General features: G+C 41.1%; 19 protein-coding genes. 14 read left to right on the top strand and 5 right to left on the bottom strand.

Going from position 1 to position 18,535, the window contains the following annotated elements:
- Positions 1 to 210: 210 nt before the first annotated feature.
- From ACFFHK_RS04525 to hisIE, 5 genes are all read left to right on the top strand, one after another.
- Positions 211 to 846: a TfoX/Sxy family DNA transformation protein gene (locus ACFFHK_RS04525; RefSeq protein WP_382369993.1), complete on the top strand. Its 636-nt coding sequence runs from the start codon at positions 211 to 213 to the stop codon at positions 844 to 846.
- 420 nt (positions 847 to 1,266) lie between these two features.
- Complete coding sequence (hisH, locus tag ACFFHK_RS04520) at positions 1,267 to 1,860, top strand: imidazole glycerol phosphate synthase subunit HisH (RefSeq protein WP_382369991.1); 594 nt, start codon at positions 1,267 to 1,269, stop codon at positions 1,858 to 1,860.
- Positions 1,861 to 1,874: 14 nt separating this feature from the next.
- Entirely contained in the window at positions 1,875 to 2,621 is a 747-nt protein-coding gene (gene hisA, locus ACFFHK_RS04515; protein WP_382369989.1) for a 1-(5-phosphoribosyl)-5-[(5-phosphoribosylamino)methylideneamino]imidazole-4-carboxamide isomerase, read from the top strand.
- Positions 2,603 to 3,376 (top strand): imidazole glycerol phosphate synthase subunit HisF, encoded by a 774-nt coding sequence (gene hisF, locus ACFFHK_RS04510; protein ID WP_382369987.1) that lies wholly within the window; start codon positions 2,603 to 2,605, stop codon positions 3,374 to 3,376. Before hisA ends, hisF begins: the two co-directional genes overlap by 19 nt.
- A 24-nt stretch (positions 3,377 to 3,400) precedes the next feature.
- A complete protein-coding gene (hisIE, locus tag ACFFHK_RS04505; RefSeq protein ID WP_382370382.1) occupies positions 3,401 to 4,009 on the top strand; it encodes a bifunctional phosphoribosyl-AMP cyclohydrolase/phosphoribosyl-ATP diphosphatase HisIE in 609 nt (202 codons plus the stop codon).
- Between the two features lie 61 nt (positions 4,010 to 4,070).
- Here hisIE and bcp read toward each other — a convergent pair whose 3' ends face one another.
- Positions 4,071 to 4,541, bottom strand: coding sequence for a thioredoxin-dependent thiol peroxidase (gene bcp / locus ACFFHK_RS04500; protein ID WP_382369985.1), 471 nt, complete (start codon positions 4,539 to 4,541; stop codon positions 4,071 to 4,073).
- Positions 4,542 to 4,702: 161 nt separating this feature from the next.
- Between bcp and dapA the strand changes: the two genes are divergently transcribed.
- Together dapA and ACFFHK_RS04490 are read left to right on the top strand one after the other, a co-directional pair.
- Entirely contained in the window at positions 4,703 to 5,596 is an 894-nt protein-coding gene (dapA, locus tag ACFFHK_RS04495) for a 4-hydroxy-tetrahydrodipicolinate synthase (protein WP_382369983.1), read from the top strand.
- Positions 5,597 to 5,650: 54 nt separating this feature from the next.
- Positions 5,651 to 6,463 carry a pyridoxal phosphatase gene (locus ACFFHK_RS04490; RefSeq protein WP_382369981.1) on the top strand — a complete coding sequence of 271 codons (813 nt, stop codon included), beginning with the start codon at positions 5,651 to 5,653 and terminating at the stop codon, positions 6,461 to 6,463.
- 187 nt (positions 6,464 to 6,650) lie between these two features.
- Here ACFFHK_RS04490 and ACFFHK_RS04485 read toward each other — a convergent pair whose 3' ends face one another.
- Complete coding sequence (locus tag ACFFHK_RS04485; RefSeq protein ID WP_382369979.1) at positions 6,651 to 7,955, bottom strand: MFS transporter; 1,305 nt, start codon at positions 7,953 to 7,955, stop codon at positions 6,651 to 6,653.
- A gap of 173 nt (positions 7,956 to 8,128) precedes the next feature.
- Complete coding sequence (locus tag ACFFHK_RS04480; RefSeq protein ID WP_382369977.1) at positions 8,129 to 8,497, bottom strand: PepSY domain-containing protein; 369 nt, start codon at positions 8,495 to 8,497, stop codon at positions 8,129 to 8,131.
- 178 nt (positions 8,498 to 8,675) lie between these two features.
- Here ACFFHK_RS04480 and ACFFHK_RS04475 point away from each other — a divergent pair, with 178 nt between their 5' ends.
- Positions 8,676 to 9,149: a DUF192 domain-containing protein gene (locus ACFFHK_RS04475; protein ID WP_382369975.1), complete on the top strand. Its 474-nt coding sequence runs from the start codon at positions 8,676 to 8,678 to the stop codon at positions 9,147 to 9,149.
- 825 nt (positions 9,150 to 9,974) lie between these two features.
- Here ACFFHK_RS04475 and ACFFHK_RS04470 read toward each other — a convergent pair.
- On the bottom strand, positions 9,975 to 11,645 hold the full coding sequence (locus ACFFHK_RS04470; RefSeq protein WP_382369973.1) for an autotransporter family protein: 1,671 nt from the start codon (positions 11,643 to 11,645) through the stop codon (positions 9,975 to 9,977).
- Between the two features lie 221 nt (positions 11,646 to 11,866).
- On the opposite strand from ACFFHK_RS04470, the gene ACFFHK_RS04465 reads away from it, so the two are divergent.
- The 6 genes from ACFFHK_RS04465 to prmA all read left to right on the top strand — a co-directional run bounded on the left by ACFFHK_RS04465 (position 11,867) and on the right by prmA (position 17,360).
- The gene (locus tag ACFFHK_RS04465) at positions 11,867 to 12,574 is read left to right on the top strand and encodes an AzlC family ABC transporter permease (RefSeq protein ID WP_382369971.1); all 708 of its coding nucleotides are present in this window, start codon (positions 11,867 to 11,869) and stop codon (positions 12,572 to 12,574) included.
- Entirely contained in the window at positions 12,571 to 12,864 is a 294-nt protein-coding gene (locus ACFFHK_RS04460) for a branched-chain amino acid transport AzlD family protein (protein WP_382369969.1), read from the top strand. The genes ACFFHK_RS04465 and ACFFHK_RS04460 overlap by 4 nt, the downstream gene beginning before the upstream one ends.
- A 131-nt stretch (positions 12,865 to 12,995) precedes the next feature.
- Entirely contained in the window at positions 12,996 to 14,702 is a 1,707-nt protein-coding gene (proS, locus tag ACFFHK_RS04455) for a proline--tRNA ligase (RefSeq protein WP_382369967.1), read from the top strand.
- An 87-nt stretch (positions 14,703 to 14,789) separates the two neighbouring features.
- Entirely contained in the window at positions 14,790 to 15,047 is a 258-nt protein-coding gene (locus ACFFHK_RS04450) for a YhdT family protein (RefSeq protein WP_382369965.1), read from the top strand.
- Positions 15,047 to 16,498, top strand: coding sequence for a sodium/pantothenate symporter (panF, locus tag ACFFHK_RS04445; protein WP_382369963.1), 1,452 nt, complete (start codon positions 15,047 to 15,049; stop codon positions 16,496 to 16,498). The genes ACFFHK_RS04450 and panF overlap by 1 nt, the downstream gene beginning before the upstream one ends.
- The gene (gene prmA / locus ACFFHK_RS04440; RefSeq protein ID WP_382369961.1) at positions 16,479 to 17,360 is read left to right on the top strand and encodes a 50S ribosomal protein L11 methyltransferase; all 882 of its coding nucleotides are present in this window, start codon (positions 16,479 to 16,481) and stop codon (positions 17,358 to 17,360) included. Before panF ends, prmA begins: the two co-directional genes overlap by 20 nt.
- A gap of 62 nt (positions 17,361 to 17,422) precedes the next feature.
- Here the strand turns inward: prmA and ACFFHK_RS04435 are convergent, their stop codons facing one another.
- Positions 17,423 to 18,460, bottom strand: a complete 1,038-nt coding sequence (locus ACFFHK_RS04435) for a M10 family metallopeptidase C-terminal domain-containing protein (RefSeq protein ID WP_382369959.1) — start codon at positions 18,458 to 18,460, stop codon at positions 17,423 to 17,425.
- Between the last annotated feature and the right edge of the window lie 75 nt (positions 18,461 to 18,535).

Raw genomic sequence — 18,535 nt, 5'->3', positions numbered from 1 at the left:
AAAGTTTTTAACTCACCTTGCATAAAAAATCACCCAAAATGCTTAAAATATAATCTAATTTTATTAAAAATCATTTCCATTTGTCGATTTATATCACACTTTTAACATTTTTATTACAAAATATTTTTGTCAATTAATACTCTACTGTTATAGTGCATTTGTAAGTAATGATATTACCATGTGTTTATTATCAATTTAAGGAGATTTTTTATGCAAAAATTTACTCAAACTGAAATCAACACTGCCGTTATTCGCGAAAAATTAGAACAACTAATCGGTTCCGTTACGGCAAAAAGTTTATTTTATGGGTATGGTCTGTTCAAAAATAATTGTATGTTTGGTATTTATCAGAAACACTTTTTCTATATTAGAGCGACTGGAGCTCTAGCCAAACTGTTATTACAAAAAGGAGCGATACCAAATCCGTATACTACACCATCTAATCAATATTTTTATTTACCAGACGAAATTATAAATAATGATGATGAATTTCGCTTATATCTTAATTTATCTATTGAACAGGTAAAACAAGAAAAACAAAAATTAATTAAGAAAAGAAAAAATCAGATTAGAGATTTACCTAATTTAAGTATTAAACATGAAAGATTGTTAGCTAAAATTGGGGTAAAAAATGTAAAAGAGTTTAAAAAACGAGGTCCTGAAAAGATCTTTGTTGAATTAAAAGATATGATCCTAATAGAAAGCCTCGATCTCTATTGGAAGCTTATCGGCGCATTTTATCTGAAACATGAATCGCTACTCAGCAAATCTGAAAAAGAGGAACGACTAAAATTATTGAATCTACTACTCATTCAAGCAGGTTACCCTGAAGAACCTAATCAATAATATAACTCTTTATAAATTTACTTTTTAAAATACTAGCCCCTAAATAAAGGGGCTTTTTTCTAGAAAAAATAAATTTCCCTTAAACCTAAAAGCTGGTTTATCATCTGTTTATGCTTACAGGTTTACTGATGCAACAATTTAGTTCCTCCTTATGATAGATGTAATTCGTCAAAAGGATACAAAGTATAGAGTGAATAACTAGAAGCTAATCGTAAGGCTTCATTAAAAATTTGACAGAAAAATCTTAAACAGAGAGAAACTATCCAGAAAGAATTTATTAAGTTACTAAGGAGGAACAAATCTTAAAAAATTTATATAGAAGTTAGAACAAGATATTTCAAGTAAACTAAACTGATGCAAAAGAAAAAGCTTACATCATAAGAGAAGAATTAGAAAAAAACACAAATAAGAAGGAATAAAATGCCAAACATTATCATCATCGACACGGGCTGTGCCAATCTTTCTTCGGTGAAATTTGCCTTTGACCGATTGGGTTATCACGCCAACATTAGCCGTGATTTAAACGAAATTACCCAAGCGGATAAGCTGATTTTACCCGGTGTTGGCACGGCGAAAGCGGCAATGCACAATTTAGCTGAACGCCAGCTGATCGCCACCATTCAACAGCTCAAACAGCCTGTGCTGGGGATCTGCTTGGGAATGCAGTTGATGACCGAATTTTCAACCGAAGGCAACGTCAGCACCTTAGGCTTAATGCAAGGGAAAACCGAAACCTTGCCAGCTCAAGGCTTGCCGTTACCCCATATGGGTTGGAATCAGGTAAAATTTGCTGAAAATGAACCGCTCTTTGCTGAGATTGCGGTCAATAGCCATTTCTATTTTGTGCATAGTTATGCTGTGTTGCCAAATGCCAATACAATTGCCACTTGTGATTATGGCGTGCCATTTTCAGCTGCCCTAAAGTGCGATAATTTCTATGGCGTGCAGTTCCACCCAGAGCGTTCAGGGCAAGTCGGCTCGCAGTTATTGCGTAATTTTGTGGAACAGATTTAACATAAGGAATAATAATGAAATCACAAATTATCCCTGCTCTTGATTTGATAAACGGGCAGGTGGTGCGGTTGCACCAAGGCGATTATGCCAAACAAACGACTTATAACGACAACCCGATTGAACAATTTGCCAGCTATATCGCTCAAGGGGCGAAGCAGTTGCATTTGGTCGATTTAACAGGAGCGAAAGATCCAGCAAAACGCCAAACAGCGTTAATTGGGCAGATTATTGAAGCGACACAAAGCCAAATTCAAGTTGGCGGCGGTATCCGCACGGAGCAAGATGTGGCGGATTTATTGGCAGTTGGGGCTAATCGTGTTGTGGTGGGTTCAACGGCGGTCAAACAAGCTGATATGGTCAAACGCTGGTTTGAGAAATATGGGGCGGAGAAATTTGTGTTGGCGTTAGATATTCACATCAGCCCACAGGGGAGCAAGCAAATCGCCATTCACGGCTGGCAAGAAACCAGCGATTTAACCCTTGAAGCGGTGATTGACGACTTTCAACAAGTCGGCTTACAGCACGTTTTATGTACCGATATTTCACGAGATGGCACACTGCAAGGCTCAAATGTGGCACTGTATCGTGAAATTTGTGCCAACTTCCCTCAAGTGCAATTTCAATCTTCAGGCGGCATTGGGACATTAGCCGACATTGAAGCCTTAAAAGGCACAGGGGTTGCTGGCGTGATTGTTGGGCGTGCGTTATTAGAGGGTAAATTTAATGTGGAGGAGGCGATAAAATGCTGGCAAAACGGATAATTCCTTGTTTAGATGTGCGTGATGGGCAGGTGGTTAAGGGCGTGCAGTTTCGCAATCACGAAATCATTGGCGATATTGTGCCACTGGCTCAGCGTTATGCCGAAGAAGGGGCAGATGAGCTGGTGTTTTACGATATAACCGCCTCATCAGACGGTCGCACGGTCGATAAAAGCTGGGTAGAGCGTGTCGCACAGGTGATCGATATTCCATTTTGCGTTGCGGGCGGAATTAAAACCATTGCCGATGCCGAGCAAATTTTCGCCTTTGGGGCAGATAAAATTTCGATCAATTCGCCCGCTCTTGCTAACCCTGATCTGATTAATCAACTAGCAGATCGCTTTGGTGTGCAAGCGATTGTAGTCGGTGTGGACAGTTGGTTTGAGCAGGAAACCGGCAAATATTGGGTTAATCAATACACAGGCGATGAAAAACGCACACGCCAAACCCAGTGGCAAACAGTCGATTGGGTGCAAGAGGTGCAAAAACGTGGTGCAGGGGAAATTGTGCTGAATATGATGAACCAAGATGGCGTGCGTAACGGCTATGATTTAGTTCAACTGAACAAAGTGCGTGCAGTTTGCCAAGTACCACTGATTGCCTCAGGTGGCGCAGGTGAGATGGTGCATTTCCGTGATGCTTTTATAGAGGCCAACGTCGATGGTGCATTAGCTGCAAGTGTGTTTCATAAACAGATCATCAATATTGGTGAATTAAAACAGTATTTAAAAGATGCAAATATTGCAGTGAGATGTTAGGTAGTGATTATGTTAGAAAAACAAATGATTGAAACAATCAACTGGCAAAAAGTCGATAATTTATTACCAGTTATCGTTCAAAATGTGGACACTTGCGAAGTGTTGATGTTAGGTTATATGAACCCAGAAGCGTTAGCAAAAACGCAGGCAGAAAAACGCGTAACGTTTTTTTCTCGCACCAAACAGCGGTTATGGACAAAGGGCGAAACGTCGGGCAATTTTTTGAATGTGGTCGATATGAGCCTTGATTGTGATAACGACACCTTATTAATTTTGGCGAAACCTGTTGGCGAAACTTGCCACACAGGGGCGGAAAGCTGTTTTCATCAGTTTGAAAAGCAAGATGAGCCAGATTGGATCTTCTTTAGCAAGCTAGAACGGTTGATCGCCAGCCGTAAAGGGGCAGATCCTGACAGCTCTTACACCGCACACCTTTACTCACGTGGCACAAAACGCATCGCACAAAAAGTGGGCGAAGAAGGTGTGGAAACCGCACTGGCAGCCACCGTAAAAGATCGTGAAGAAACGATTTGCGAAGCGGCAGACTTGGCTTACCACTTAACCGTGTTATTGCAAGATGCCAACTTAGCGTGGGCAGATGTAATCGAAAAACTGAAAGAACGGCATAAATAATCAAATAATAAAAAGGCTTAATTTTTTGCATGAATTAGCCTTTTTTACTATTTACTATTAATTAAGCATTGTTTTTCAAATAATCTAAAACCACTTGATGGTGTTCACCTGTTTTAAACTTAGCAAAAACCTTTTCAATTACGCCCTGCTCATCAATTAAAAAGCTAATGCGATGAATACCATCAAACGTTCTTCCCATAAATTTCTTTTCGCCCCAAACACCAAACGCGTCAGCTACTTGATGATCTGGATCAGAAAGTAAAGTGAAATTAAGCTCTTTTTTCTGTGCAAATTGCGCTAATTTACTTGGTTGATCAGGACTAATCCCTAAAACGTTAACATTCAACGCTTGCCATTCAGCTTGACTATCACGAATAGCGCACGCTTGAGTCGTACAACCAGGTGTTAACGCTTTAGGATAAAAATAAACAAGGACTTTTTGCCCACGAAAATTCTCCAATGCGACCGATTGATTATGTTGATCAACTAAACAAAATTCAGGTGCTTTATCACCAATTTCCAACGTTTTCATCTTTTCTCCTTTTTTGCGAGCATTTTTCACAAGAATTATAGCGAAAAATAAAAAAATTGCTTGCAATGTAAGGTATTTTTGGCAAGCTAGAAAACATTGTTTCGATTTAAACTGTATGAGCAAAATTGCGAAATATAGAAGAAAAAATATCAGGAGTAGTTATGTCATCACAACCTTTATTTTCAGGCAGTATTGTAGCCCTAGTTACCCCGATGGATAGCGCAGGCGAAGTCAATTATGGACAACTCAAAAAATTAGTTAACTACCATATCGATGCTGGTACGAGCGCGATTGTTTCAGTAGGAACAAGCGGTGAAGCAGCAACATTAAGTATCGAAGAAAATATTAAAACTATTTTAAAAACGGTCGAATTTGCCGATGGACGCATCCCCGTTATTGCTGGTGCGGGTGCAAATGCTACTAGCGAAGCAGTAACCATGACAAAATTATTAAATGGTAGTGGCATTGCAGGTTGTTTGACCGTTGTCCCTTATTACAACAAACCAACCCAACAAGGAATGTATCTCCATTTTAAAACCATTGCCGAATGTACAGATTTACCACAAATTCTTTATAACGTGCCGGGGCGTACAGGGAGCGATCTGTTGCCAGAAACCGTTGGTCGCTTAGCTGAAATTCCAAATATTATTGGGATTAAAGAAGCAACAGGCGATGTTAGTCGTGTGCAAAAAATCAAACAATTAGCAGGCGAAGATTTTATTGTGTTAAGTGGTGATGATGCCACTTTCTTAGACTCCATGAAAGCAGGGGGAGAAGGCGTTATTTCCGTTACTAACAATGTTGCAGCGGCTGATATGGCAAAAGTATGTAAATTAGCTCTTGAGGGCAATTTTGCTGAAGCAGAAAAAATTAATCAACGTTTAATGGCATTGCATCACGATCTCTTTGTCGAATCTAATCCAATTCCAGTGAAATGGGCGTGTTATAAATTAGGATTAATTGATGAGCCGACATTACGCTTACCGCTGACGACACTAAGCGAGGCAGCCCAACCAAAAGTAATGGAAGCGTTGCAGATTGCAGGTTTACTATAAATTAACACAGATAAAACAGGCAACTCGCCTGTTTTTTTATTTTAGGGGAAGAAAATGAATTACCAAGTTATTGCTTTTGATTTAGACGGCACCTTATTGAACCATGAGGGAAAAATTTTACCAAGTAGTCTCGCTGCGATTCAGCGCGCAAAAGAAAAAGGGGTAAAAGTAGTGTTAGTAACAGGACGACACCATACTGCCGTCAAACCTTATTATTACGAGTTAGGTTTAGATACCCCTGTTGTCTGTTGCAATGGTACCTATGTATACCAAATGGAAACAGATAACGTATTAACCGCCAACCCATTAAGCGCAGAAAAAGCGAAGAAAATCCTTGATCTCGCTTATCACTATGGTTCTCATGTTTTATTGTACTCACGTGATGCCATGAACTTCCAAACCTTTAACCCACATATGGAAAAATTTAAAGCATGGGTTGAAAGTTGCCCAAGCGAAGTACGCCCAAATGTACAACAAGTACCTGATTTATATCATTTTATTACTAGTGGCGATACCATTTGGAAATGTGTGATTAGTGCGCCGAGTCGGGACGTGATGACAAAAGTTGTGAATGAATTACCCGAGGATCAATTTAGCTGTGAATGGTCTTGGGTTAATCGCGTGGATATTGCCAATGTTGGCAATAGCAAAGGGGGGCGCCTATTAGAACTTTTAGCCTCATGGAATATTGCCCCAGAACAGGTGATCGCGTTTGGCGATAATCATAATGATACCAGTATGCTAACCGCAGTAGGTTTAGGGGTAGCAATGGGAAATGCAGAAGAAGAAGTGAAACAACAGGCGAAATTAGTTACCTTAAACCACAATGATGATGGTATTGCTCAAGTGTTAGATAAATATTTGTAAAATAAGCATTATTTCATCACCACGAATAGCCTAAATCACGTATCGCGTTTACCGCTTTATTACTAGAATTTGCTACTTTTTAATGAAATTTAGCTTGAGGTTCTGCCCCAAGCTAAATTATATAAAGCAATAACTATTTGATAAAATTCATAAATTTAAGAAAAAACCAAATATTCTCAATATGAAATTAACTCTCTTGATGGCTCTTCAAATAAAACAAAGCTAGCGTAGAAATTAATAACACAGCTGCCACACCAATATACAAGCTCTGCTTATCCCAACCTTGATCTAATAAAATACCTGCAATCGTTGGCGCGAGAATAGCACCAATACGCCCCACCCCAATCGCTGTTCCCACGCCAGTGCTACGAATATCTGCTGCATAAACGCTTGGGTTTAAGGTATAAAGTCCACTAATACAACCATTAATCAATGCGCCAACCAAAATCGCTAATAGCATCGCTAGCCACAGCACAGCACTCGATAAAATAAATAAAACGACGGCAAATGCAGCGGCAACGGTAAAAAAGAGCAAAACCGATTTTGCGCGCCAATATGTCGCAATAAAGCCATAAAGTAAGGCACCCGCCGTGCCTCCTAATGAAATCATCATGCCAATACTTACGCTTTGTTCAACCGTCATTCCTGCTTCTTTCAATAAGGCTGGCGTCCACGAACTAATAAAATAAAAACTAAACATAATGGCAAAAAATGCCGTCCATAATAATAACGTCGAGCGACGATAACTGTGATCCAATAAACGCGAGAACGAAATACGCGGCACAACCGCAGAGGTTTCCACTTTATTAGGTAACTGCCATTGATCACCCAATCCCATTTTCATCGTAATACGATTTAATTTTGCTAACGCATTTTTAGGTTGTTTCACCAATAAAAACTCAATGGATTCAGGCAACCAAAAGATAATCACCACCAAACAGACTGCCGTTAAAATAGCGCCAACCAAAAAGACCGAACGCCAGCCATATTCTGCTTGTAACATCACGGAAAAGATTCCGCCCAAAACTGCGCCAACGCCAAAACCAGCGGCATAAATACTGATCGCCAAGCTGCGCCAACGGCGAGAGGAATATTCACTCGTCAATACATTGGTACCCACCAAAATACCACCCACACCCAGCCCAGTGATCACTCGCCATACACCAAGCCAAAATTGACTATCCGAAAAGGCAGAGCCAAACATACCAACCGCTGAGAGTAACACGGCAATAATCAATAAAGGACGCCGCCCGATTTTATCAGCAAACGGTGCTAAAAAGAGGGATCCAGCCGTCATACCAAATAATCCCGCACTTAACAGCGTTCCTAACTCTACGCCACTTAAGCCAAACTCTTGACGAATTGCCGTTGCCGTAAAAGCCAGCGCCAACACATCAAATCCATCTAATAAATTCATAATGGCTGCAATAATCACAATGCCCCATTGATAAGGACTCATTGGACTACGACTAATTGCCTCACGTAAATTCATACAACTTCCTTTATTTTTATGTGTTACTACAAAAATCCTAGATGATAGCGGAAATATAGCAACAAAGGAATGGATCTTGACAGATAAAAAAACAGTAGCCACAACGGCTACTGTAAAAGAGTGGGGTAATTATTTAATGTTTATAAGTTATGGAGAATAATTGAGTAATAATATTAATCTTTATGCTTTTTATGGTGATGTGGTTTCCGTTCTTTCACATCATTGCGCAAGATTTCCGACGTTACCGCATCAATGCGAACTTCTTTAATCTGCTTCTCTTTGGTTAAAATTTCGATGTCATAAACAGGGTGATGTTCTCTTCGTGGGTGGAACTCAGCTTCTAAAACCGTTCCCTCTGCTTTTTGTTGTGCAATCTCAATCGCTTGCACTAACGTAATTTTACTCACGGCAACAGCTTGTTCTAAATACTGTTGTTTTTCCAATGGTTCTGCATGTTTACCTGCCAACACAGATGACGCTGAACCTAACGACAATAATGCCACTGAAGAGAGTACAAATAATCTTGAAGTAAATTTAGTCATTTGTTTACCTTTATAATTTATCTAGAGTTAAATGCTGGAAAAAATTTGTCTCCTTTTGTTTCACAGCGCTGCGTAATATAAAAGGGAAAAATTAGCAAAAAATTAGTAAAAGACTTCAGGATCAACGAACGTTATAATCAACCTTAATTTTCATTCAAGATTTACGCAGGATAAACAGATGTCTTACCGCTCGTTATTACTGGCACTATGCTTATCACTTCATATCCCAACCGTATTTGCCGTGCCATCACTCATTGATGCGCTCACCAATCCACCGATGCCTACAGCAACCTTGCCAATCAAAAACACAATCCTTCACATTGAGATTGCCAATACCCCCAAAAACCGCATCTTGGGTTTAATGTTTCGCCCCTATTTATCCGAAAATGACGGTATGTTATTTATCTATAAAACGGAAAGAAAACGCTGTTTTTGGATGAAAAATACTTATCTGCCTTTATCCATTGCCTATATCAACAAACAAGGCAAGATCACCGATATTCTGGATATGCAACCGCTCGATACACGTCTTATCTGTCCAACTGCGCCAATGCGTTATGCCTTAGAAGTCAATCAGGGTTGGTTTAGCAGAAATGCGGTCAAAGTGGGGGATAAAATTTATCTTAGCCGAGATATTTTGCGGAAAAAATAAAAGGTGCTCTATTCTTACATCACCTTTATGTAGATATTAGGTTTCGCCTAAAGGCGAGTTGCTTTTTTGTTCAAATTGATATTTGGGTTTCGCCCTAAAGGGCGACCTACTTTTTTGCTCGTACAAAAAAGTAGGCAAAAAATTACGCCCTAGTGCCTTGCTGTTTCCTCATTCCGTCAAGATTTTTCGGGCGGCAAAAAACTGATATTTTTCTGCGAAAAATTAGACGTTTTTTGCCTAAAAATCTTTCCTGCACTCGGGCAAGACACAAGGGGATCCATTTGGGATTTTTATACAATTCTTCCTTAAATCTCAGTTTGTTTGTTAGTAGGGTTATAAGTAAATTTTTAGATTATTGATAGATTTAGGTTTTGGTTAAAGACAAGCGCCTTTTTTCTCAAATAAAAATTTTTTTGTTTAAATTGGTATTTAGGTTTTATAACAATTTAGGTTTCGCCTAAAGACGACCTACTTTTTTGCTCGTACAAAAAAGTAGGCAAAAAATTACGCCCTAGTGCCTTGCTACTTCCTCATTCCGTCAAGATTTTTCGGGCGGCAAAAAACTGATATTTTTCTGCGAAAAATTAGACGTTTTTTGCCTAAAAATCTTTCCTGCACTCGGGCAAGACACAAGGGGAGGGGGGGGGGAACATTTAACACGTGTTGTATTTTAAAATTGGTGTTTATTACTAACGTAACCTAGCCTGCTATTTTGTTTAAATCCCTACAAAAAAATTCTATTTAAACAACCAAAAACACCCTCTAAGGCAAAATAAAAAAGGCGATGTCTCACATCGCCTTTACTTATATCGTTACTTTAGAGGTTTATTTCCAAGTATATTTGATACCAATCGTGCCGCGGTAGGCTTCATAAGCGTGGTTTTTGAAGCTGAACTCATAACGTACATCACCGTATAAGTAGGTTTGTTTGCCTAATGCGCGTTGTAAGCCAACGCCCACTTCGCCCCATGTGTTAGCGTATTTTTCGCCTACTCTCTCGGTGCCAATTCTTACTGAGTGATTTGCGTTGAAATTATGCCAAATATTCGCCACTGCATATAACGTACGGGTTTTATCGTCTTTTAAGCGATTATGGGCTAAACGTACCCCTAAACGTCCGCGTAAGCCTGTTATTGATTCTGGCGCCACGCTTCTGTATGCGTCAGCAAAGCGGTTGAATGACATATATTGGTAGATTAATTGTGCTTGTGGCTCGATAAACCATGCACTTTGTCTTTCGTTGAGTTCTTTTAACTCAATCGGTTTACCCACTTCCGCTGACAGCGCAAACCCTTTTCCGCGTTGTTTGTTGGTTTTTTCTCCTTGGTTATCAACAGAGTAACCTCTTAACCAGTGGAGTTGTCCGACTAAATCAAGGTAGCCGCCATTCACGTGATAACGGGTGTGGGTTAAGCCTAAGGCGTATAATTCTGAACGTCCTTTGCCTGTGTATTTGTTGGATTGCAATATATACTGACCTGCGCTGTTTTGTACGGCGTAGTATTGGTCGTAGAATTTGCTGTTCGCGCGGCTATAGGCTAAATATAACCCTGTTAAGGAATGTCCACCTTTGTCATCTTTTTTGATGCTGAAATCGTGTCCGACTTTGATGCCGTACATTTTGGTTGCAAAGTCGAGGCGTTTTTTGCCATCTAGACTAAAGGTTTTGCCCCATACTTTCACCCAAGTTTGTCCGTCCACTTGTTCTTCATCACTACAGGTATCGCAACGTTCCCATGAGAGGATTTGGTTTTCGCCGCGTCTTTCGTGTAAGGTGCCTAGGGTGCTGTAACCTAATTCCATGCCAATGCGTGGCATTAATGTATACGCTGCAACAGGGGCGTCATACACGCGTTGTTGCGTATCGGTGGTGGTTTGTGGCACAGTTGGGTCTGCGGCCAATACGCTTGCCCATTGGCTTTCGGTATTATGACCTACAATCACGTTGCTTGGTGCTGCTGGTGTTGAAGGTGCAGCAGGATCTGCAGTAGTTGTTGGTGCATCAGGTGCTGCTGGTTGACCTGCTGTTCCTTCTACTGCTGGAGTAGTTACAGTTGGCGTTCCATTAGCGCCATCTCCTGCTGTAGTGTCGCTACTACCAGTACCACCATTGTCTCCAGTTGAAGCCTCAGGTGTAGGGGTTTCTTCAGCTCCATCACTGCCACTATCACCATCAGTTGCTGGTGCATCTGCAGGAAGATTATCCTCTTCTGCTTCTCCGCCTGCTGCTGGAGCAGTTGGAGGAGTTGGAGATTCTGGCTCTGCTGGAGCAGCTGGAGGAGCAGGTTGACTTTCTCCCTCAGCAGCTGGCTCGTCATCTTCCTCGTCCTCTCCCTCTTCCCCACCTGGTCCCTGTGCATACACATGGTTAGAAGCAAGGAAAAGCGCCGTACTTACGGTTGCAATAGGCAAGAATTGCGCTGCAAGGTTCCCCACAAATAGCAAACACACGAATAACAACTTTGGTAGGGTTATTATTTTTTGTATTTTATTCATCTTTATATTCTCACATTGAAATGTAAAACATTATTGCAATACCACACCAAACTATAGTCAAACTTCGACTATAATCCATTGGTTATTTTCCCCCCCCCCATAGCCTTTTGTCAACAAATGTAATAAAACATATTTTTTATTTACAATAGTGGCATTTTTTTAAATTCTCGCTATAGTAACTCCTTTTTTATTGGTCAAATATTCAACAGTATCACACTACTATGCCAACAATATATATACCAAGCACGCACCGTCCGATGACGCAAGCCATACAAGATACGCTGCCAGTGCTGATTGGACTAATTCCTTTCGGTTTAGTTTTAGGGGCGCAAGCTACTGCCCAACAGATGACTTTATGGCAAGTGCCATTAATGACGGGGATCAATTTTGCAGGTGGTTCGGAATTTGCGGCGATAAGCTTATGGACTTCTCCGCCTCCTTTATTATTAATTGCATTAACCACGCTATTAGTGAATTGTCGCCATATTTTGATGAGTGCGACATTAGCGCCTTATCTTAAAGGCTTACCGTTATCTAAGGCATTAATCGTTCTCTTTTTTATGTGCGATGAATCTTGGGCATTAGCACTTAATCACCATAAAAAACACGCTTTACAGCAGTTAAACCTAAGCTACTATTTTAGTGTGGCGTTATCACTGTATATCACTTGGATTGCATCGAGTGCTGTTGGCGCATGGTTAGGTCCAATTATTGGAGATATTCGGATTTATGGTTTAGATATGGCGTTTGTCGCTGTGTTTTTAGTGTTACTGAAAGGTATGTGGAATGGTGGGCGAGCTGCGATAGCGTGGGTAGTCAGTTTAGTGGTTGCAGCACTTTCTTATAAATTTATTGAAGGGGCTTGGTATGTGCCATTCGGCACGCTGAGCGGTTTGGCAGTGATTTGGTGGTTGGAGAAAAGCAAATGAGCTGGGAAATTTTAACCATTTTCGTTATGGCTGCCGTAACCTATTCAACCCGTTTACTCGGCTTTTTTCTTTTGCAAAACAAACACCCCTCTCCTATGACACGTAACTTATTGGCTCAAGTCCCAGCGTGTGTCTTAATTTCTATTATTGCGCCTGAATTTACTAGCGACCAACCAGCAGATTGGCTGGGCTTAATTATTACGCTACTTGCGGCAATGCGTTTTTCCTTTCTCCCTACGGTAACCATTGGCATTATGGCGACTGCCTTAGCACGTTATTTGCTCGTTTAGCGGCGTGGTTTGCTCATCTCGTCGCACATTTTATTTCCACCGCATAGAATAAATTTCATTTCTGTATTTCACCAACTAGGGGCTAATGCTAGAATACGGGCAATTTTTTTGTTTTATGATGGAATTTTATTATGCGTACAAGTCAATATTTACTTTCTACCCTTAAAGAAACCCCTGCCGATGCAGAAGTGGTGAGTCATCAATTAATGTTACGAGCAGGTATGATCCGCAAACTGGCTGCGGGATTATATACATGGCTGCCAACGGGGATGCGTGTCTTGAAAAAAGTCGAACAGATTGTGCGTGAAGAGATGAACAAAAGTGGCGCTATTGAAGTGATTATGCCTGTTGTTCAACCTGCTGATCTGTGGCAAGAATCGCAACGCTGGGATCAATATGGTCCAGAATTACTACGTTTGAATGATCGTGGCGATCGTCCGTTTGTGTTAGGTCCAACCCATGAAGAGGTGATCACCGATTTAGCACGCCGTGAACTCTCGTCTTATAAACAATTACCACTCAATCTGTATCAAATTCAAACCAAATTCCGTGATGAAGTGCGCCCTCGTTTTGGTGTTATGCGTTCGCGTGAATTTATTATGAAAGATGCTTACTCATTCCACTTAACCAGAGAGAGCTTGCAAGAAACCTATGATGTGATGCATCAAACGTACTGCAATATTTTTAACCGTTTAGGTTTGGATTTCCGTCCAGTACAAGCTGATACAGGATCGATTGGTGGTAGTGCTTCACACGAGTTCCAAGTATTAGCTGCAAGCGGAGAAGATGATATTGTTTTCTCTACTGAATCTGATTATGCTGCTAATATTGAATTAGCCGAAGCGTTGCCATTAGGTGAAAGAACAGCAGCGACTGAAGAACTGCGTATTGTAGATACGCCAAATGCGAAAACGATCGCTGCATTAGTGGAACAATTTAGTTTACCTGTTGAAAAGACAGTGAAAACGTTGATTGTACATGGTGTTGAAAAAGGTAAGTTAGTAGCGTTATTAGTGCGTGGTGATCATGAATTAAATGAAGTGAAAGCAGAAAAATTAGCACAAGTGGCTAGTCCATTAACATTCGCAACAGAAGAAGAAATTAAAGCAGCTGTTGGTGCAGGTCCGGGGTCTTTAGGTCCGATTAATTTACCATTAGAAATCATCATCGATCGTACCGTTGCTAATATGAGTGATTTCGCTGCAGGCGCAAATATTGATGGGAAACATTATTTTGGCATTAACTGGGTGCGTGATTTACCAATGCCAGAAGTGGAGGATCTGCGTAATGTTGTAGAGGGAGATCCTAGCCCTTGCGGAAAAGGGACGCTGCAAATCAAACGCGGGATCGAGGTTGGACATATTTTCCAACTTGGCACCAAATATTCAGACGCAATGAAAGCGACCGTACAAGGGGAAGATGGCAAACCGCAAATTATGATGATGGGGTGCTATGGTATTGGGGTAACGCGTGTGGTTGCTGCTGCGATTGAGCAAAGCCACGATGAACGAGGTATTATTTGGAGTGATGCTTTAGCACCATTCCAAGTTGCGATTGTGCCGATGAATATGCACAAATCACCTGAGGTACAACAATATGCAGAAGAACTTTATCAAGCCTTACAACAACAAGGTATAGATGTGTTGTTTGATGATCGCAAAGAACGCCCAGGAGTAATGTTTGCAGATATGGAGTTGATTGGTATTCCGCATATGATTGTGATTGGTGAGAAAAATCTGGAAAAAGGCGAGATTGAATACAAATCACGTCGCACAGGCGAAAAACAAATGGTTGAAAAACAGCAATTACTGGCGTTTATTCATAATAAATTGAAATAACTGTAAATTGTTATAAGATTGTTAAGGCTTGATAAAAATCAAGCCTTTTTCTTCTTTGTAATTAAATGGTTAACTCAGGAGGTATTTGTGTCAAAGCAACAACGATATAAACAAGCGACAAAGGAAGCCAAAATCACACTTATTTTAGCCGTTCTTTATGTGTTCGGTTGGTGCTTATGTGCTTACTTACCAGCAGATACTCACGGTCCTCTCGGTTTTCCACTTTGGTTTGAATTGGCTTGTATCTATTTACCAATGCTTTTTATTGTGGTGGGGTACTGGACAATCCGTATCTTCTTCCAAGAGATTTCCTTAGAAAAACAAGATGATAAGGAGAAATTATAATGAACTTAGGCGTGATTTTTCCATTAGTTATCTATCTAGCTTTTATTTTTGGAGCGGCGTTTTATGCGTATAGCAAACGTCAAAAAGGTGATTTTTTAACTGAATATTATGTCGGGAATCGTTCAATGACGGGGTTTGTCCTTGCGATGACCACCGCAGCAACCTATGCCAGCGCCAGTTCTTTTGTTGGTGGACCAGGTGCCGCCTATAAATTTGGATTGGGTTGGGTGTTGCTCGCTATGATCCAAGTGCCTGTGGTGTGGTTAGCCTTAGGGACATTAGGGAAAAAATTTGCGATGTTATCACGAGAAACAAACGCATTAACCATTAATGATTTACTTCTTTATCGCTATAAAAACAAATATTTAGTCTGGATCTCTTGTATTTCGTTACTCTTTGCCTTTTTTGCCGCAATGACCGTGCAATTTATCGGCGGTGCAAGATTATTAGAAACCACCATCGGGTTAAATTACACACAAGCATTATTGATTTTTGCCGTTACCGTAGGACTTTACACCTTTATCGGCGGCTTCCGCGCAGTGGTGCTTACTGATGCGATTCAAGGCACCGTGATGATTATCGGTACTATGATTTTACTCGGCGGCGTGATTTATGCGGCTGGCGGGGTAGAATCTGCCGTAACCAAGCTGAGTGAAATTGATCCTGCGCTGGTTTCGCCATATGGTCCGAATGAGATGCTAAGCTTCTCTTTTATGGCGTCATTTTGGATTCTCGTCTGTTTTGGGGTGATTGGCTTGCCACATACCGCCGTGCGTTGTATGTCTTACAAAGATAGTAAGGCATTACATCGAGGTATGATTATTGGCACGATTGTATTAAGTATTATTATGCTTGGTATGCACCTTGCAGGGGCGTTAGGGCGTGTCATCATTCCTGATCTCACCATTCCAGATCAAGTGATTCCAGCGTTAATGGTGCAAGTGTTGCCGCCGATTGTTGCAGGCATTTTCTTAGCCGCACCGATGTCGGCAATTATGTCAACGATTGATGCGCAACTGATTCAATCCTCATCTATTTTTGTGAAAGATCTCTATCTTTCCGCGAAACCAGAAAGCGCGAAAAACCAAAAGAAAATTAGTCGTTTTTCTTCGCTGATTACCTTGCTGTTCAGTGGTTTGCTGGTGTTAGCGGCGTTAAATCCACCTGATATGATTATTTGGTTAAATTTATTTGCTTTTGGTGGTTTGGAAGCGGCGTTTTTATGGGTTATCATTCTCGGTCTTTACTGGGATAAAGCGAATGCCTACGGGGCGATTGCATCAATGGTAACAGGGTTGGGGAGTTATATTGCTTTTACCACTGCAGCCTTGAAACCATTTGGCTTACACGCGATTGTGCCATCGCTCGTTTTTGGGTTAGTCGCATTTTTAATTGCAAACAAATTTGGTGAAAAACAAAGTAAGGATAAGTATGGCGTGGCTACAAATTAGAATAAATAGTACAAACGAACAAGCAGAACAATTAAGTGAGTTGTTGGAGGAATTAGGCGCAGTCTCTGTTACCTTTATGGATAGTAAGGATACGCCGATTTTTGAGCCGCTCCCAGGGGAAACGCGCTTGTGGGGAAATACCGATGTGATGGCGTTGTTTGATGCCGAAACGGATATGCAGGCGATTGTGCAAGCGCTGTTTGCCGCACAAGCGATGACAGTGGAAACTGCATATAAAATTGAACAAATTGAAGACAAAGATTGGGAAAGAGAATGGATAAAAAATTTCCACCCACTTAAATTTGGTCAACGGTTATGGATCTGTCCTAGTTGGCATAAAATTCCCGATCCAACGGCAGTGAATGTAATGCTTGATCCAGGTTTAGCGTTTGGCACAGGTACTCACCCAACCACTGCACTTTGCCTAGAATGGCTAGATTCACTTGATCTTAGTGGTAAAACGGTGATCGATTTCGGTTGTGGCTCAGGCATTTTAGCAATTGCTGCGCTAAAACTTGGTGCAAAACAAGCGATTGGTATTGATATTGATCCACAAGCGATTCAAGCCAGCCGTGAAAATGCCAAACGTAATAATGTGGAAGATCGTTTGCAACTATATCTTTCTGCCGATATGCCGCAAGATCTGCAAGCTGATGTGGTGGTAGCCAATATCCTTGCTGGTCCGTTAAAAGAATTAGCACCGATCATCTCTACACTGGTGATTCCACAAGGGCATTTAGGTTTATCTGGTATTTTAGCAACACAAAGTGAAACGGTATCTGCGGCTTATGCAAGCCAATTTACCTTAGATGTTGTTGCGGAAAGGGAAGAGTGGTGTCGGATCACAGGGGTAAAGGGGTAATTTAAATTTTGGTTTATAGAGATTTAGGTTTCGTCCTTTAGGGCGAAACCTAACGCTATTCTCTAAACAACCTCAATATTAGCATGAAGCAAATCCGCATGATTTTGCAACGTCGCAATCGTTACAGCAATTTTATTCCCCGTGCCATCTTCGTCATATTGCAACTTACCGCTCGCTTTATCATAAATTAAGAAATCATCTGCATCGGCTGGCGCGGTGCCTGAATGGAAGTGTGATTGCGCTAAAGTGCCGCGCGTTAACGCTTTAAAGAAGCGGCTATCTAACACAATCTTATCCCCCTCAGCGGCATTAAAATCAACAATCGTATCCGTTTTACCGTCAATCGGACTCGCAAAGATAAATTGGTCTGCGCCAGTGCCACCTGTTAACGTATCCGCACCGCGCCCGCCATCTAATTGATCGTTGCCTGCGCCGCCAATAATAGTGTCATCACCATCATAGCCATATAAATAGTTTGCCCCATCATTACCAATCAAGGTGTCGTTTCCTGTGCCACCTTTCGCATCTTCAATAATACTATTGTAGCTAATGAATAATTGTCCTGCTTGTGGTGTTGCATTCTCTGGATTATCCGCTGGTTGGTAAGCAATCGTATCGTTTTTTTGATTGACATAATTCCAGCTACCTGGGGTTAAATCGATATGCACACTTGCCGTTTGATCCGTCGCATCAATCACATCTCGCCCATTGCCATCAACAATCAACACGCCATATTCAGCACCATTGTTTGCCTCACTAGACTGTGGATTAAACGCTGCAAAACGATAGGTATTATTATCCGCATGATACGCTTGGTTTACGCCATAAAAATAGGTCATATAGGCAATATCAAACAGACTTAACTGCGTTTTTGAATCATTAAATTGATAATACGAACCGTCGCTATCCCCTGTCGGCACATTTACCACCGTTCTTGAGTTATAATTCATAATACTGGTATCGGTAAATTGTTCGCTTGGCTCTGCCACCGTAGGATTGCGCTGCCCGCTAGCAAAAGGATGCTTCATACCCAAGCTATGCCCCAATTCATGAATTAAAGTATTGAAGCCTGATACCGTTGGGAGTTGCTGCTCGCCCACAGTTTGACATCCTCCCCGCCCTAAAGGACGGGGATTCCTACTAGTGCCAATTGCAAGCAATGGACTACTCTCGGT

This window comes from Gallibacterium trehalosifermentans, assembly GCF_042433055.1.
Lineage (GTDB): Bacteria > Pseudomonadota > Gammaproteobacteria > Enterobacterales > Pasteurellaceae > Gallibacterium > Gallibacterium trehalosifermentans.
The sequence above is the reverse complement of the archived record's forward strand: the minus strand, read 5'-3'. Positions and strand labels throughout refer to the sequence as shown.

Bases quoted from the DNA above. Each gene is read 5' to 3' on its own strand.
- ACFFHK_RS04525 (WP_382369993.1), top strand. From the start codon at position 211: ATGCAAAAATTTACTCAAACTGAAATCAACACTGCCGTTATTCGCGAA.
- hisH (WP_382369991.1), top strand. From the start codon at position 1,267: ATGCCAAACATTATCATCATCGACACGGGCTGTGCCAATCTTTCTTCG.
- hisA (WP_382369989.1), top strand. From the start codon at position 1,875: ATGAAATCACAAATTATCCCTGCTCTTGATTTGATAAACGGGCAGGTG.
- hisF (WP_382369987.1), top strand. From the start codon at position 2,603: ATGCTGGCAAAACGGATAATTCCTTGTTTAGATGTGCGTGATGGGCAG.
- hisIE (WP_382370382.1), top strand. From the start codon at position 3,401: ATGATTGAAACAATCAACTGGCAAAAAGTCGATAATTTATTACCAGTT.
- bcp (WP_382369985.1), bottom strand. From the start codon at position 4,541: ATGAAAACGTTGGAAATTGGTGATAAAGCACCTGAATTTTGTTTAGTT.
- dapA (WP_382369983.1), top strand. From the start codon at position 4,703: ATGTCATCACAACCTTTATTTTCAGGCAGTATTGTAGCCCTAGTTACC.
- ACFFHK_RS04490 (WP_382369981.1), top strand. From the start codon at position 5,651: ATGAATTACCAAGTTATTGCTTTTGATTTAGACGGCACCTTATTGAAC.
- ACFFHK_RS04485 (WP_382369979.1), bottom strand. From the start codon at position 7,955: ATGAATTTACGTGAGGCAATTAGTCGTAGTCCAATGAGTCCTTATCAA.
- ACFFHK_RS04480 (WP_382369977.1), bottom strand. From the start codon at position 8,497: ATGACTAAATTTACTTCAAGATTATTTGTACTCTCTTCAGTGGCATTA.
- ACFFHK_RS04475 (WP_382369975.1), top strand. From the start codon at position 8,676: ATGTCTTACCGCTCGTTATTACTGGCACTATGCTTATCACTTCATATC.
- ACFFHK_RS04470 (WP_382369973.1), bottom strand. From the start codon at position 11,645: ATGAATAAAATACAAAAAATAATAACCCTACCAAAGTTGTTATTCGTG.
- ACFFHK_RS04465 (WP_382369971.1), top strand. From the start codon at position 11,867: ATGCCAACAATATATATACCAAGCACGCACCGTCCGATGACGCAAGCC.
- ACFFHK_RS04460 (WP_382369969.1), top strand. From the start codon at position 12,571: ATGAGCTGGGAAATTTTAACCATTTTCGTTATGGCTGCCGTAACCTAT.
- proS (WP_382369967.1), top strand. From the start codon at position 12,996: ATGCGTACAAGTCAATATTTACTTTCTACCCTTAAAGAAACCCCTGCC.
- panF (WP_382369963.1), top strand. From the start codon at position 15,047: ATGAACTTAGGCGTGATTTTTCCATTAGTTATCTATCTAGCTTTTATT.
- prmA (WP_382369961.1), top strand. From the start codon at position 16,479: ATGGCGTGGCTACAAATTAGAATAAATAGTACAAACGAACAAGCAGAA.